The organism is Parafrankia soli (assembly GCF_001854695.1).
Lineage (GTDB): Bacteria > Actinomycetota > Actinomycetes > Frankiales > Frankiaceae > Parafrankia > Parafrankia soli.
In genome coordinates, this window is record NZ_MAXA01000235.1 from 81,017 (window position 1) to 95,635 (window position 14,619).

Here is a 14,619-nt window from a genome sequence, read left to right on the forward strand (position 1 = left end):
TGGCCAATGGAACGCTTTGTCTTCTGCTCGCGCGGCTGCGAGCACTGGGGCGCGCTCGGCGCCGCGGGAGTACTGCTGCGTGCCGCCGCCGACGGCGATCCGCGGTACCTGCTCGTCCTGCGCCATCCCCGGTCGCACCAGGGCGGTACCTGGGCACTGCCCGGCGGGGCGCTGCATCCCGGGGAGTCCGCCCTGGCCGGGGCGCTGCGGGAGGCCGAGGAGGAGCTCGGGCCGCTGCCCGCCGGCGTCTCCCGTGAGGCCACCCCGGCCCACGAGTACGTCGACGACCACGGCGAGTGGTCCTACACGACGCTGGTCCTGAACGTGGTGGACACGTTCGAGCCGGCGGCCGCCAACTGGGAGACCGCCGGCTGGCGCTGGGTGTCGGCGAGCCAGGCGCTCACGCTGCCGTTACTCCCGGCGCTACGCGCCGCCTGGGCCGCACTGACCGGAACGGGCTGACCGGAACGAGCTCACCGGCAGGGGCTCACCGTCGCCGCGGGAGTCACCGCCCCCGGGCTGGCACGGACGCCCCGGCGCCTCCCTGGGCCGCGCCGCTGATCACCTGGCCGCACAGCGGCTTCGCGCCGACGGGCTCGAAGGCGTTCCCGGCGGCGGAGACCCGGACGAAGTCCGTGCACAGGTCGACCGTGCGCTTGCCGGCGGACAGGTCGACCGGCTGGTTGAGCAGCCCGCCCCCGTCGTAGTCGGTCACCCCGCGCAGCCCGCGGATGTACGACTCGCGGGTGGGGCAGCCCTGCTGCGCCTGCAGGCCCCGCAGGAACAGGTCCGCGGTGATGTAGCCGTAGATGGAGCTCAGCTGCGTCGGCGGCTGGATCTCCGGCGCGTAGGTGGTCATCGCGGCCAGGTAGGCGCGGTGCGCGGGCAGGTTCCGCTCGATCGCGCTGAAGCCCACGGTCGAGTAGGTGCCGGCCAGAGCGCGCGCGATCGGCGTGTTGAGCAGGTGTGCGTCGTAGGTGATGGGCGAGAGCGCCACCTTGAACGGCCTGTTCGCCGCGGCCGCCGCCGTCACCGCGCCGGAGTAGAGGTCGAGCGAGGCGAGCGAGATCAGCGTGTCGGCGCCGCTGCCGACGATCCGCTGCACGGCCTCCGGTGAGCTCACCGTGGCGTTCGTGTCCGCGAAGACGACCGGGATGCCGGCAGCCTCCAGGCTCCGGCGGGCGTTCTGGGCGTACATGACCGACGACTCGGTGATCGTCGTCGTGATGAGGGCCGCGCGGGTGCCGCCCTGGGCCCGGACGAAATCTCCGAGAGTGCTGGTCGCGTCGGTGTCGTCGACCTGATACGCGAGCGGGAACATGTTGTCGTTGTCGGCCCACGCGGCCTGGTCCGCGACGCCCACCACCGGAATTCCCTTGTCGTGCAACAGCGGCGCGGACTGTTCGGAATGCGCGGTGTACTCGAGAACCGCGAACACATTCTCGCGGAGAAGCTCGCGGGCCGCCTGCAGGTTGCCGGCGGAGTCGAACTCGTCGTCCCGCCAGATCGTCGAGATCTGCCGGCCGCCGACGCCACCGGCGGCGTTCGCCTCGGCGAACCGGGCCTCGACGCCGAACCGGTAGCCGGTGAACTGTGCCGAGAGCACACCGGTGTCCGGGTAGATAATACCGACGTTGACCTCGTCGTCCGTGACTCCGGGAGCGCAGGGCGACGCCGCCGCGTCCACGCCGGAGGACTCGCTGGAGCCGCAGGCCGCCGCCAGGGCGGCCGTCACGAGCGCCGCGGCGAGCAACCTCGTACGAAATACCAGCACAAAGCCACCTTCCAGATTCCACGACATTCGGCGACATGGCGACAATCGGTGGCCGCATGCCCAGGCACGCCCGCGCCGCCCACAGGCGACTGAACCGGGTCACTCGTGTCCGGCGACAACCATGCCGCCGCCGATCAACACCCGAAACAGGTATCGATCAGGACGAAGCACCGATCCGGAGCACAAAGGCCGAACGGATGACATGGCGAACATACCGACCACTGGACTGCCCCCGGACGGGCCTGGCCGCCTAGCCGACCGGCCGGCTAGGTGACCTACCGAAGCACACCGGAGCAAGGTGGCCGGCACACAGCGGGAAGCGATGAACCAACTTCGTCAGAACAATTTATGGCCAACCATAGCTCTTAATGAATCTCTCCATGTGAAGCAGAAGACTTTCCGTAGTCAAAGACTACATACGAACAATGATCGCATCTTCTCGACCCCCCGACAGTCACGTTCTGTGGCAGAGACGGGGAGGCCACCGGCCGCACACGGGCGTGCGACTCAGGGCCTGGCACCGCTATGTCTGCGCACCAGCACATCCCGCCGAATTTCCCGCCACGCTTCCGCGCGGGCCGATGGTGACCCGCCGTGTCATCCGGAAGATCCGATGATTGTCTCTCCGTTGCTTCAAAGCGATCGAGACAGTGATCGCGACAGGTCACCGGGCCCGGCTCGAGGCGCTGATTACCAGTCGCCACAGGGGAAGATGCGACCGGCATCACGTCACCGGGCCCGGCGGCGTCGGGCGGAACAGCCGGGGCGATGCGAGAAAATCCACACGACAACCCCTCGGCCGGCCAGACCCGATCCTCGGCCCGTCAGTTCCGCGGCCTCACACCACTGCTTTCCGCGCGCCGTCGGTGGCGTCCCCCGTCTGCTCCCACCATCCCGTCAGGAGCTCGGCCGTCCCGGCCGCGTCCTCGAGCTGGGGCAGGTGCCCGCAGCCGGCGACGACCGCCAGCCGCCAGTCGGGACGCAGGCCGGCGGCGTCCCGGGCCAGCGCCACCGGGATGAGCCGGTCGTCCGACCCGTGCACGAGCAGCGTCGGGACGTCCACCTGGCGGATCAGCCGCCGCAGCGGGCCGCCGCGGACGACCCGGCGCACCACGGACCGGGCGGCGGCGACATAGGCGCGCTCGACCCCGTCCATGCCCGCCCGCTCGTGGCCGAGGTCGACCAGTGCCTCGACCGCGACGGACGGGATCCGGGCGGGATCCGTCGCGCAGAGGCGCAGGGTCTGGGCCACGATGCCGGCGGGGCCGACCCGGGCGCGGCGCCGGGCGAGCGCCCACGCCCCGAGTCCCGGGAGGACCACGGCGGCGAACGACGCGACGACCAGCGGCTCCGGCCAGCCGCCGCGGCGCAGCGGCAGCGCGGGATCCAGCAGGACCAGCCCGCACACCGACTCCGGGCGACGAACCGCCTGCAGCATGCTGATCAGAGCGCCCATCGAGTTCCCGACGAGGATCACCGGCTCCCCCACGACCTCGGCCAGGAAGCGGTCCAGCAGGAGGTGGTTCGCCGACACGTCGGCACCGCGGTTGCCGAGCGGGGTGCGGCCGTGGCCGGCGAGGTCGGGCGCGAGCACGCGGGACGTCGAGGCGAGCAGGGGTGCCAGCGCGAGCCAGTTGGTGTACGACCCGCCGAGGCCGTGGACGCACACCACCGGCGGGCTCCCGCCGATGGTTCCGGGCGCGCCGAACTCCGCGTAGTGCACGGGGCCGTCCAGGTCGACCCACTTCGAGACCATGCCAGCCTCGCCGCTCGCGCCCGCGTTTTCACCTGTGCCCGCGCTGTCGCTTGTGCCCGTGCTGTCGCTCATGCCTCGGCAAGCCCCCATGCTCGATCGCCGGTCGGAACGACGTTAGGCGCCTCGTGCGCCGTCCGGACCCGGAACCGGCATCGCCGGTGGACGACACCCGCCCCCTCGGGCATGGCGCCGGGCCCACCGGTGTTGACTCGCGGCATGCCTCTCACTGGTGAATACGAACCGAGTCCGGCCGAATGGGTACGCAAGCAGGTCGAGGAGTACGAGAGCTCCGGCGGGACCAAGGGCACCGAGCTGCGCGGTGTGCCCGTGGTCATCGTCACCACCCTGGGCGCGAAGTCGGGCAAGATCCGAAAGAGCCCGGTGATGCGGGTCGAGCACGACGGCCGCTATGCCATCATCGCCTCGCTCGGCGGTGCGCCCAAGCATCCCGTCTGGTACCACAACGTCCTCGCCCACCCCCGGGTCGAGCTACGGGACGGCACGGTCAACCAGGACATGATCGCCCGCGAGGTGACCGGTGACGAGAAGGCGCTGTGGTGGGAACGCGCCATAGCGGTCTGGCCCGATTATGCGGACTACCAGAAAAAGACCGACCGGGTGATCCCCGTCTTCGTCCTGGAACCGGTTTCCTAGCAGTCACTTCCACCACCCCGGCCACCTCGACCTGGCAGATTCGCCATCCCGCTGCGACCGTGAGCGGCCCGCGGGGGTGGTCAGGCGGGGGCGCGGCCGGCGGCGAGGGCGCATGCGACCGCGTCGGCGATGAGGCTGGCCAGCCGTGGGGAGGCTCCGCGGCGCAGCCGGACCTGCATGGGCTCGGGGTCGACCGCGGGAAGGTCCGCCCGCCGCTCGAGGCCCTGCGGCGGCGGGCCGACGTCCGCCAGCAGGGCGACTCCGACGCCGGCCCGCGCCGCGTGCAGGACCCCCGCCAGGTAGCCGGACTCGCCGACGACCGACGCGACCCGGCCGGCGCGGGCGAGGGTCGTCAGGGCCTGGGTGCGGATCGTGCACGGGTCGTCGACCGCGACCAGGGGCAGCGGGCGGTCCGGCGGCGGGACGAGCCAGCCGGGGGCCGAGTACCACGCCAGCGGGAGCAGCCCGGCCGGGCGCCCCGCGGGGCTGCCGCCCGTCCCGACCAGGACGGCGACGTCCAGCGTGCCGCGGTCGAGGGCGTGGGCGAGCCGGACGCCGCGGTCGAGGCGGAACCTGACCTCGACGTCCGGGAACTGCTCGGTGAGCACGGCCATCACCCGGGGGATCAGGTGGTCGGCGGCGTGCTCGGTCGAGCCGACGGTGATCAGGCGCTGTAGGACGGACGCGCCCACTCCGAGCAGCTCCAGCGCGTCGTCGTGGGTGGCGAGGATGCGCCGCCCGGCGGAGAGCAGCAGCTCGCCGTCGGGGGTGAACCGGGAGCCGCGGCCGACCAGCTCGACCAGGGGCCGGCCCACCACCTTCTCCAGCCGGCGCACGTGCTGGCTCACCGCCGACTGGGAGATGCACAACGCCTCGGCCGCGCGGCGGAATCCACCGCAGTCGGCGATGGCCACGAGACTGCGCAGCGCCGTCAGATCCAGCGTGTTGGACACGACAGCCATTCTATGTGATCTATCATGTTTTGCGATCAGTTTGATCACTCGGGGCGGCTTTACACTGCCCGATTTTCCAACCATCCTGATGCACATGCTGGGGAATGTGGGCGGGAGCGCGCCGGGACGAGCGAGTGCCACCGGCCGGCACCCGGCGGGCGTCGCGGCAGCGCCGCGGGTCCTCACCCGCCGACGTTTCGTCGACTACGGAACCCTCGCCTCGGCCTGCTGTCGCGCTCACTGACCGCCCGTGCGTCCGCGCCGCGCGGTCGGGACGGCGGCAGACCGGGCCGGTCCCGGCGGGCCGGTTCCTGCCTCTCGGCCCGGCACCGAGGCCCCGCGGCCGCGGTCGCCTGACGTACCCCTCGGGGCACAGGCCGGCGCCCCGGTATCCACCCCGCGCCGTCAGATCCGGCTGCGTGGGCGGGGCATGCCCCAACTCACCACGCCACGCGCCGCCCGCGGATCGACGTCCGTGGCGGCCACCCGACCGCACACGACAGGACTTCAGCGATGACCTCCTTCCAAGTCGTCCAGGACGCCCCGGCCAACGCGGTGGCCGGGTGGGACAACCCGCAGCCCGTGGCCCCGCGCGGCACGGTGATCCTGGTCGCCGGCCGCGGCGAGCACCCTGGTGTCTACGAGCGGTTCGGCACCCGGATCGCGGCCGACGGGTACAAGGTCAGGGTGGTCGCCGACGCGACCAGCGACGAGGACGGGGCCCGGGCCCGCGTCCGCGAGCTGCTCGACGACCCGGACCTGCCCGGGCGGACTCCTGGGAGAACGAGCTGGCCGAGCGCACCGCCTGCCCCACCCACCAGTCGCGGCTGAGCAACGACCCGCGGGTTCGGCGCGGCGCGCTGCTGGACCCGGTGCCCGCCGGCTGGCTCGCCGCCGCCGCCGACCTGGGCCTGGTACGGGTGCCGGTGCTCGCCGTCCATGGTGACGCCGACCTGGTCAGCCCGGTGCGGGCGGCCAGGGCGAGCGTCACGAAGGCGCCGTCCGCGGAGTTCGTGACCATCGCCGGCGGCCGACACGACGCGCTCAACGACGCCACGCACCGCACCGCCGCGGCCGTCATCGTCCTGTTCCTCGAGCGGCTTCGGGCCCTTCCCCAGACGGAGAGTGGCCCGGCCGGGCTCGCCGCCCCGGCCGCCGCGCTCCCCCGGATCGCCGAGTGGACGAGCTGGGCATGACGACTCCCACGTCCACGCCGACGATGCCCGTCCCACGCCGCGGAGGAACGCCATGACCATCGAGCTCGGTGCGACGACGCCGACCGTCGACGCGCGGTCGGCACTCCCGCCGGTGGACGTCACCGACGACGCCCTCGCCGCGGTGACCGCCCAGCTCGCCGCCACCGCGGAGGAACACGACCGCTCGGCCGAGTTCCCCTGGCGGGGCCTTCGGGTGGTCCACGGCGCGGGCCTGCTGCGCCTCGGCATCGCCCCGCGCTACGGCGGCGCCGACCTGAGCTCCGTCGACAGCATCCGGGTGTTCGGGGCGTTGGGGCAGGGCGACCCGTCCGTCGCCCTGATCACCGCGATGACCGTGTTCCAGCACGCCTTGCAGAGCAAGGACCCGTGGTGGCCCGACGAGCTCTACCGCAAGGTCGTCCGCGACTCCCTCGAGCAGCCGGTGCTGATCAACGCGATCCGCGCCGAGCACGAGCTGGGCGCGCCGGTCCGCGGCGGGCTGCCGGCCACGACGATCCGGCGGACGGCGTCCGGCTGGGTCCTCAACGGGCACAAGGGCTATGCGACGGGTTCGGAGGGGCTGAGTTACCACCTGGTGTGGGCGGCGACCGACGACGCCGATCCGCTGCAGGGCCACGCGATCGTCCCCGGAGACTCCCCCGGGATCAGGATCGAGCGCACCTGGGACCATCTCGGCCTGCGGGCCAGCAGCACCCACGACGCGATCTACACCGACGTGGAGATCCCGGCCGAGAACTTCCAGGGGGCGCCGGCGTCGGAGCACCGGGGCGACGCGGCGTTCGCCGGCGTGGCGCTGGGAGCGTCCGCCCTGTACGTCGGGGTCGCCCGGGCCGCGCGGGACTTCTTCGCCCGGTTCGCCCAGGAGCGCGTCCCGACCGGGCTGGGACGTCCGATCGCCACCACCGAACGCATCCAGGCCGTGGCCGGGGAGATCGAGGCCCAGCTCGTCCTGGCCGAGGAGCTCGCCTTCGGGCTGGGCCGCCGCATCGACGCCGGTGAGTCGATCCCCCCGCAGCGTCTGGTGCTCGCGAAGCCGCTCATCGTCCGGGCCGCCGTCACGGCGGTGCAGACAGCCGTCGCCGCGATCGGCAATCCCGCGCTGACCAGGCACAACCCACTCGAGCGCCACCTTCGGGACGTGCTGTGCGCCCGGGTCCACCCGCCGCAGGAGGACACCGCGCTGCTGGTCGCCGGCCGCCACGCGCTCGCGCGCTGAACGACCATCCGGTCACGCCGACCGGTTCCTCCCGCCCTGCACAGGTTCCGAGGATCCCCAACGTCCTGAGATCACCACTACCTGAGCTCATCGCTAGAGGAGCACCCTGACCATGAGCACCTCGCGCCGCCGCCGATCCACGCGGCGACTCACCGCGGCAGCCGTCCTCGCCTCCGCCACCCTGGCGGCGTGCGGGGGCGGCGGGTCCGGTGGAGACGGCGGCGGCACGGACACCGGGACCCCGGTACCGGGCGGCACCCTGAAGATCGCGTTCTGGAGCAGCCTGCAGAGCTGCTTCGACCCGAACCAGGTCTACGTGATCGAGACCCGCAGCATCAACCGGAACTTCGCCGACTCGCTCACCGACCAGGACCCCGAGACCGGGAAGATCGTGCCCTGGCTGGCGAAGAGCTGGAAGGTGAACCCGGACGCCACCGAGTACACCTTCGTCCTGCGCGACGGCGTGACGTTCAGCGACGGCACCCCGCTCGACGCGAACGCGGTCGGTGTCGGCATCGCACCCGGTTTCGCCCGCACCACCAGAGCAGAGGTCTTCCGGGTCCGCGGTCAGGCCTACGTGGAGGCCGCCCGGACCGGCGGGGCGTCCTGGGGACGGGTGCTGCTGCGGCACGTGCTGCCGAACTCGTGGGGTCCGGTGGCCGTACTCGCCGTCCTCGACTTCGGCACCGCGGTGCTGGCGATCTCCGCGCTGAGCTTCCTCGGTTTCGGGGCGGCGCCTCCCGCCGCCGAATGGGGCACGCTGATATCCAGCGGGCGCAACTACCTCATCACCAGCCCCTGGCTGTCGCTGCTGCCGGGCCTGTTCGTCGGGCTGGTCGTGTTCAGCCTGAACCACATCGCCCGGACCCTGGAGGAGGTGCGACGGTGGCAGTGAACCCGCCCACCCCGACCCCGACGCCGGTACCGGTGGCAGGCACGGACGGCGGGTTCGTCGTGGAGCTGGCCGGGCTGGGCGTCGCCTACCTCGACCGCTCCGGTGTCGCCCATCCCGCGGTGACCGACCTCGACCTCGTCATCGCCCCCGGTGAGACCGTCGCGATGGTGGGTGAGTCGGGATCGGGCAAGACCACCACGGCCAACGCCGTCCTCGGCCTGCTGCCCGCCAACGGGCGGATCACCGCGGGCACGATCCGGATCGGCGGCGCCGACGTCACCCGGGCCGGCGAGCGCACTCTGCGGGCACTGCGCGGCCCGGTCGTCGGTCTCATCCCCCAGGACCCGATGGTGGGGCTGAACCCGACGATGCGCGTCGGCGGACAGGTCGCCGAGGCGGCGCGCCGACGCGGCGTCGACCGCCGGCTGCTGTCCGCCGCGGTGGTCGAGGCACTCGAACGCGCCGGCCTCGACGAGCCCGTCCCGCGCGCGCGGCAGTACCCGCACCAGCTCTCCGGCGGCATGCGCCAGCGGGTGCTGATCGCCATCGCGCTGGCGGGCCATCCGCGGCTGATCGTCGCCGACGAGCCGACCAGTGCACTCGACGTGACCGTCCAGCGCCGGATCCTCGACCATCTCGCCCGGCTGGTCAGCGAGACCCGCACCGCCCTGCTGATCATCACCCACGACCTCGGTGTCGCCGCGGACCGCGCCGACCACGTCGTCGTCCTGCGGGACGGCCGGGTGGTCGAGCGGGGTGAGCCGGCGACGGTCCTGCTCGCGCCGTGCGACCCGTACACCCGGCGGCTGATCGGCGCCGCTCCCGCGCTGTCCGGCGCGGGGCAGGTCGTCCCGCGGTTCACCGAGGTGCGGACCGCGCCGGAGATCCTGCGCCTCGACGGGGTCACCAAGGACTTCACCCTGCCCCGGACGAGAGGGGGCGCGCGCACCTTCCGGGCGCTGGAGGACGTGAGCCTGACCGTGCGCCGCGGGCAGACCCTCGGCCTCGTCGGCGAGTCCGGATCCGGCAAGACCACCGCGCTGCGGATCGCGATGCGGCTGGAGGCCCCGACGACCGGTTCCAGCTCGTCCACCAGAACCCGTTCTCCTCCCTCGACCCGCGCTTCACCGTCGCCGAGCCGATCGCCGAACCGCTCGTGTCGTTCCGGGTGGGCACCCGGGCGAGCCGCCAGGCGCGGGTGAGCGAACTGCTCGACCAGGTGGCGCTGCCGCGGGACTTCCGCGACCGCCGCCCGACCGAGCTCTCCGGCGGCCAGCGCCAGCGGGTGGCGATCGCSCGGGCGCTCGCGCTGGCACCCGAACTGGTGTTCCTCGACGAGCCGGTCTCGGCGCTCGACGTGTCGGTGCAGGACCACACCCGGGAACTGCTCGGCGCGATCCCCGGCCAGCGATTCGCCGCCGCGCTCGCGGCACCTCGACCTGAGGAGACGGAATGACCAGCAGATACGTCATCATCGGAGCGGGTGCCGTCGGGGCAACCGTCGCCGCCCAGCTGCACGGCGCGGGCATCGACGCCGTCCTGGTCGCCCGCGGGGCGAACCTGGAGGCGCTGCGCGCCGGCGGCCTGCGTTACATCCGGCCCGACTCCGACCGGCGCCTCCCCCTCCCCGCCGTCGGCGGTCCGGACGAGATCGACCTGCTCCCCGGCGACGTGCTGGTCCTGGCCACCAAGTCCCAGGACACCGAGGCCCTGGTCGCCCAGTGGGCGTGGCAGCCGGTACGCCCGGGTGGCACCGCCGCCGAGCAGCTGCCCATCCTGCTCCTGCAGAACGGGGTGGAGAACGCCCGCACCGCGCTGCGCAGGTTCGACACCGTCATCGACGCGGTCGTGATCATCCCCTCGTCCTACTCGACGCCCGGCGAGGTGGTCTCGCCGGCCGCTCCCCTGGCCGGCGCCTTCTACCTGGGGCGCGCACCGCGGGGCGAGAGTGCGGCGGCGACGCGGATCGCCGCCGACCTGCGCCGCGCGCAGTTCGGCGTGAAGGTCGTCCCGGACGTCGAACGGTGGAAGGCCGGGAAACTGCTCGGGAACCTCGCCTACAACCTCGACGCGGTCTACCCGCCCGGCAAGGCCCGCGAGACGCTGGGCGCGGCCCTCGTCACCGAGGCCCGCGAGGTGCTGACCAACGCCGGGGTCGAGGTGACCGACCTGCTCTCCGGCGACACCGGGCTGGACCTGTCCGGCTTCGTCCTGCACGACATCCCCGGCCATCCGCGCCAGGGCAGCTCGACGTGGCAGAGCCTGGCCCGCGGTGCCTCGGTGGAATCGGACTTCCTCAACGGCGAGATCGCGCTGCTCGCCCGCCTGCACGGGACGTCCGCCCCGCTGAACGCGGGCGTGCAGCGACACATCGCCCTCGCCGCCCGGGGCGGGCTGGGGCCGGGTGGCCTGGGCGAGAGCGACATCGCCGAACTGCTCGCCTCCGCGCCGCGCGCCGGTGACGTCCTCGTCGACGCGAAGCGACTGCACGACGAGCTCACGACGGCCCGCGCGCCGGTGCTGCTCGACGTCCGCTGGGCGCTGGGCGACCCGCACGGGCGGGACCACTACCTGGCCGGCCACCTGCCGGGCGCGGTGTACGTCGACCTGGACACCGAGCTGGCCGCCCCGCCGGGCGGGACCGCGGGACGCCATCCGCTGCCCGCCGTCGAGGACCTGCAGCGGGCGGCCCGACGCTGGGGGGTGGCGACCGGCCGGGGAGTCGTCGTGTACGACGACAACGGCGGGCTGGCCGCCGCGCGGGCCTGGTGGCTGCTGCGCTGGGCCGGTCTGACGGACGTCCGCATCCTCGACGGCGCGCTCGGCGCCTGGCGGGAGGCCGGATTCGAGCTGGCTACCGGCGACGTCGTCCCCGAGCCGGGTGACGTCGTCCTCGACGCCGGTCACCTGCCCACCCTCGACGCGGACGAGGCGGCCCGGGTCGCCCGCGACGGCGTGCTGCTGGACGCCCGCGCCGCGGAGCGCTTCCGCGGCGAGATCGAACCGGTCGACCCGCGCGCCGGCCACATCCCCGGCGCGGTCAGCGCGTCCACCGGCGACAACCTGGACGAGCACGGCCGGTTCCTCTCCCCGGAACGGCTGCGGGAGCGCTTCGCCGCACTGGGGACGACCGGCGCGGGCGAACCGGTCGGTGTCTACTGCGGCTCCGGGGTGACCGCGGCGCACGAGATCGCGGCGCTGGCCGCCGCCGGCATCGAGGCCGCGCTCTACCCGGGCTCGTGGTCCGCCTGGTCCTCGGACCCGCAGCGGCCCGTCGCCACCGGGCCATGACGGACCGGCGGCTCACGGCCGGCGAGGCGTTCGCGGCGGCACTGCCGGGCGGGCGGTGGAGCCAGGACGACGCGGTCGTCGACGCCCACCGGCTCGACCGCTCAGGATGGCATCCGCCGGGGCGGCCGCTCGGCGTCGCGTTCGCGCGCACCGTCGACGACGTGCGGGCGGTGCTGCGCGAGGCGGTCGCCCGGGGGGTCCCGGTGACGGTGCGGGGCGCCGGAACAGGTCTGGCCGGCGGCGCCGCGGCCCCGGACGGGGCCGTGATCCTCGACCTCGCCGGCATGAACCGCATCCGCGAGCTGTCGGTGGCGGACGCGGTCGCCGTCGTCGAGCCCGGGGTGATCACCGACGACCTGGACCGGGCCGCGCGGGCGGTGGGCCTGACCTACTCCCCCGACCCGGCCAGCTCGGCGATCTCCACCGTCGGCGGGAACATCGCCACCAACGCGGGCGGCCTGCGGTGCGCCAAGTACGGCGTGACCCGGGAGTCCGTGCTCGGCCTGGACGTGGTCCTCGCCGACGGCGAGCTGGTCAGCACCGGGCGGCGCACCGTCAAGGGCGTCGCCGGCTACGACCTGACCGGGCTGTTCGTCGGCTCGGAGGGCACGCTCGGCGTCGTCGTCGGAGCCACCCTGCGGCTGCGGCCCGCGCCGCGACGCACGGTCACCCTGGCGGCGTTCTTCGACTCCTTCGGCGCCGCCGTGGACGCGGTCACCGAGATCATGGCCACCGGGATCGTGGTGGCCATGGCGGAGCTGCTCGACGGGCCGACCATGCGGGCCGTGGACGCGGCGACGGGCAGCGACCTCGCCACCTCGGGACAGGCCTTCCTGCTCGTCCAGACCGACGGCGCCGGAGCCGGCGACGAGGCCGACGCCGTCGAGGCGGTGCTGCGCGGCCGCGCCCGCGCGGTGCGCCGCTCCGCGGACACCACGGACCCGGCGGCGGCGGAGCTGCTGGCGGCGCGCCGGGCGGCGCTGCCGGCCCTCGAACGGATCGGCCGGGTGCTGATCGAGGACATCGCCGTCCCCCGGTCGCGGCTGGCGCGGGCGGCGGCCCGGATCGCCGAGATCGGCGCCGATACCGGTGTCCAGATCTTCACCATCGCCCACGCGGCCGACGGCAACCTGCACCCGATCATCGTCGTGGACCGCACGGGCGGCGCGGGCGGCCCCGCCGGGGAGACGGACGAGATCCCGGCCGAGGCGTGGAAGGCCGCCGACCTGATCTTCCAGACCGCACTCGACCTGGGCGGCACCGTGACCGGCGAGCACGGGATCGGCGCGCTCAAGCGCCGCTGGCTCGGCGCGGAGCTCGGGACGACGAACCACTCCCTGCAGCAGCGGCTGCGGCGCCTGTTCGACCCGACCGGGATCCTCTCGCCCGGTCGCGGCCTGTGACCGGATCACCGCCATCCCGAGGTCGGCCTCGATCTCGGGCAGCGACCGTCCCTGTTGGCCACTACCCGGGTCTGCCGCAGAAAAGCCTCAGACCGCGTGAACCGGCCATCCTGGTACCGGGGCGAGACCGAGATGGTCGCGCAGCGTCGTCCCCGTGTAGTCGGCCCGGAACACGCCGCGTTCCTGGAGCAGCGGGACGACCGTGTCCGCGAACTCGTCCAGGCCGGCGGGGGTGATGTGCGGGACGAGGATGAACCCGTCCGCCGCGCGGGCCTGTACGAACCGGTTGATCGTGTCCGCGACGGTCGCCGGGCTGCCGACGAACGCCTGCCGCCCGCTGACCTCGATGACCAGCTCGCGGGTGGTGAGCTTCCCCGCCTCGGCGATCTCGCGCCAGCGGCGGGCGGTGGCCAGCCGGTCCTCGTACATCCGCACGCTCGCCCTGCCCTGGGCGACCGTGTTCTCCCCGGGCTGGGGGTCGACCTCGGGCAGCGGCCCGTCCGGATCGTGGTCACCGAGGTCGCGGTTCCACACCTGCTCGAGGAACTGGATCGCGGTGGCGCCGCTGACCTGCTGGCGGCGGACCTCCTCGGCCCGTTCCCGCGCCTGCGCGTCGGTGTCGCCCAGGACGAACGTCGCCGCCGGCAGGACGAGGAGATCCTCGGGCGCACGGCCGTAGCGGGCGAGGCGGCGCTTGACGTCCGCGTGGAACGCCTGCCCGGCGTCGAACGTGCTGTGCCGGCTGAAGATCGCGTCGGCGGACCGGGCGGCGAACTCCCGGCCCGCGTCGGAGTCACCGGCCTGGAAGATCACCGGCCGGCCCTGCGGGCTGCGCGGCACCGTGAACTGCCCGCTGATGTCGAAGTGGGCGTCGTGGTGCTCGAACGCCCCCGCCTTGGCATCGGCCAGGAAGACGCCGGACTCCTTGTCCGCGACGATCTCGTCCCCCCGCCAGGAGTCGAACAGCTCGCTGGCCGTCCGCAGGAACAGCTCGGCGCGCTCGTAGCGCTGCTCCTCGGCCAGGAAGCCACCACGGCGGAAGTTCTCCCCGGTGAACGCGTCCCAGGAGGTGACGACGTTCCACGCGGCGCGCCCGTCGGAGAGATGGTCGAGACTGGCGAACTGGCGGGCCACCTCGTACGGCTCGTTGAACGTCGAGTTGATGGTCCCGGCCAGACCCAGCCGGTCGGTCACCGCCGCCAGCGCCGCGAGCACGGTGAACGTGTCTGGACGCCCGACGACGTCCAGGTCGTGGATGCGCCCGCGCTGCTCCCGCAGCCGCAGCCCCTCCGCCAGGAACAGGAAGTCGAACTTCGCCCGTTCCGCCGTCCGGGCGAAATGGACGAACGACTCGAACGCGATGTGGCTGCCCGAACGCGGGTCGCTCCACACGGTCGTGTTGTTCACGCCCGGGAAGTGCGCGGCGAGGTGGATCTGCCTGGTCGGGCTGCTCATCCGGT

The 14,619-nt window shown here is 73.4% G+C and carries 12 protein-coding genes and 1 pseudogene; 9 read left to right on the plus strand and 4 right to left on the minus strand.

The annotated features are described in order from the left end of the window. Positions 1 to 6: 6 nt before the first annotated feature. On the plus strand, positions 7 to 462 hold the full coding sequence (locus BBK14_RS24165) for an NUDIX domain-containing protein (protein ID WP_071065544.1): 456 nt from the start codon (positions 7 to 9) through the stop codon (positions 460 to 462). Between the two features lie 43 nt (positions 463 to 505). Here BBK14_RS24165 and BBK14_RS24170 read toward each other — a convergent pair whose 3' ends face one another. Together BBK14_RS24170 and BBK14_RS24175 are read right to left on the minus strand one after the other, a co-directional pair. Further along, positions 506 to 1,774, minus strand: coding sequence for an ABC transporter substrate-binding protein (locus tag BBK14_RS24170; RefSeq protein WP_071065545.1), 1,269 nt, complete (start codon positions 1,772 to 1,774; stop codon positions 506 to 508). A gap of 838 nt (positions 1,775 to 2,612) precedes the next feature. After that, the gene (locus BBK14_RS24175) at positions 2,613 to 3,530 is read right to left on the minus strand and encodes an alpha/beta fold hydrolase (protein WP_241831807.1); all 918 of its coding nucleotides are present in this window, start codon (positions 3,528 to 3,530) and stop codon (positions 2,613 to 2,615) included. 216 nt (positions 3,531 to 3,746) lie between these two features. Between BBK14_RS24175 and BBK14_RS24180 the strand changes: the two genes are divergently transcribed. Next, a complete protein-coding gene (locus tag BBK14_RS24180) occupies positions 3,747 to 4,184 on the plus strand; it encodes a nitroreductase family deazaflavin-dependent oxidoreductase (protein WP_071065547.1) in 438 nt (145 codons plus the stop codon). A gap of 80 nt (positions 4,185 to 4,264) precedes the next feature. On the opposite strand, the gene BBK14_RS24185 is transcribed toward BBK14_RS24180, so the two are convergent. Then, on the minus strand, positions 4,265 to 5,146 hold the full coding sequence (locus BBK14_RS24185; RefSeq protein ID WP_071065548.1) for a LysR family transcriptional regulator: 882 nt from the start codon (positions 5,144 to 5,146) through the stop codon (positions 4,265 to 4,267). 504 nt (positions 5,147 to 5,650) lie between these two features. Between BBK14_RS24185 and BBK14_RS40550 the strand changes: the two genes are divergently transcribed. The 7 genes and pseudogenes from BBK14_RS40550 to BBK14_RS24215 all read left to right on the plus strand — a co-directional run bounded on the left by BBK14_RS40550 (position 5,651) and on the right by BBK14_RS24215 (position 13,159). Then, entirely contained in the window at positions 5,651 to 5,968 is a 318-nt protein-coding gene (locus BBK14_RS40550) for an alpha/beta hydrolase (RefSeq protein ID WP_241831808.1), read from the plus strand. A 41-nt stretch (positions 5,969 to 6,009) separates the two neighbouring features. Further along, positions 6,010 to 6,333 (plus strand): alpha/beta fold hydrolase, encoded by a 324-nt coding sequence (locus tag BBK14_RS40555; RefSeq protein ID WP_241831809.1) that lies wholly within the window; start codon positions 6,010 to 6,012, stop codon positions 6,331 to 6,333. 52 nt (positions 6,334 to 6,385) lie between these two features. Next, a complete protein-coding gene (locus tag BBK14_RS24195) occupies positions 6,386 to 7,570 on the plus strand; it encodes an acyl-CoA dehydrogenase family protein (RefSeq protein ID WP_071065549.1) in 1,185 nt (394 codons plus the stop codon). Between the two features lie 112 nt (positions 7,571 to 7,682). Continuing rightward, positions 7,683 to 8,465, plus strand: coding sequence for an ABC transporter permease (locus tag BBK14_RS35835; protein ID WP_083391210.1), 783 nt, complete (start codon positions 7,683 to 7,685; stop codon positions 8,463 to 8,465). Positions 8,466 to 8,629: 164 nt separating this feature from the next. Then, positions 8,630 to 9,921 (plus strand): annotated as a pseudogene (locus tag BBK14_RS24205) (ATP-binding cassette domain-containing protein). Next, positions 9,918 to 11,756, plus strand: coding sequence for a rhodanese-like domain-containing protein (locus BBK14_RS24210; protein WP_071065550.1), 1,839 nt, complete (start codon positions 9,918 to 9,920; stop codon positions 11,754 to 11,756). Before BBK14_RS24205 ends, BBK14_RS24210 begins: the two are co-directional and overlap by 4 nt. Continuing rightward, entirely contained in the window at positions 11,753 to 13,159 is a 1,407-nt protein-coding gene (locus BBK14_RS24215; protein WP_071065646.1) for an FAD-binding oxidoreductase, read from the plus strand. The genes BBK14_RS24210 and BBK14_RS24215 overlap by 4 nt, the downstream gene beginning before the upstream one ends. Before the next feature lie 87 nt (positions 13,160 to 13,246). On the opposite strand, the gene BBK14_RS24220 is transcribed toward BBK14_RS24215, so the two are convergent. After that, the gene (locus BBK14_RS24220; protein WP_071065551.1) at positions 13,247 to 14,614 is read right to left on the minus strand and encodes an NtaA/DmoA family FMN-dependent monooxygenase; all 1,368 of its coding nucleotides are present in this window, start codon (positions 14,612 to 14,614) and stop codon (positions 13,247 to 13,249) included. Between the last annotated feature and the right edge of the window lie 5 nt (positions 14,615 to 14,619).

Bases quoted from the DNA above. Each gene is read 5' to 3' on its own strand.
- BBK14_RS24210 (WP_071065550.1), top strand. From the start codon at position 9,918: ATGACCAGCAGATACGTCATCATCGGAGCGGGTGCCGTCGGGGCAACC.
- BBK14_RS24215 (WP_071065646.1), top strand. From the start codon at position 11,753: ATGACGGACCGGCGGCTCACGGCCGGCGAGGCGTTCGCGGCGGCACTG.
- BBK14_RS35835 (WP_083391210.1), top strand. From the start codon at position 7,683: ATGAGCACCTCGCGCCGCCGCCGATCCACGCGGCGACTCACCGCGGCA.
- BBK14_RS24185 (WP_071065548.1), bottom strand. From the start codon at position 5,146: ATGGCTGTCGTGTCCAACACGCTGGATCTGACGGCGCTGCGCAGTCTC.
- BBK14_RS24195 (WP_071065549.1), top strand. From the start codon at position 6,386: ATGACCATCGAGCTCGGTGCGACGACGCCGACCGTCGACGCGCGGTCG.
- BBK14_RS24220 (WP_071065551.1), bottom strand. From the start codon at position 14,614: ATGAGCAGCCCGACCAGGCAGATCCACCTCGCCGCGCACTTCCCGGGC.
- BBK14_RS24165 (WP_071065544.1), top strand. From the start codon at position 7: ATGGAACGCTTTGTCTTCTGCTCGCGCGGCTGCGAGCACTGGGGCGCG.
- BBK14_RS24180 (WP_071065547.1), top strand. From the start codon at position 3,747: ATGCCTCTCACTGGTGAATACGAACCGAGTCCGGCCGAATGGGTACGC.
- BBK14_RS24175 (WP_241831807.1), bottom strand. From the start codon at position 3,530: ATGGTCTCGAAGTGGGTCGACCTGGACGGCCCCGTGCACTACGCGGAG.
- BBK14_RS40550 (WP_241831808.1), top strand. From the start codon at position 5,651: ATGACCTCCTTCCAAGTCGTCCAGGACGCCCCGGCCAACGCGGTGGCC.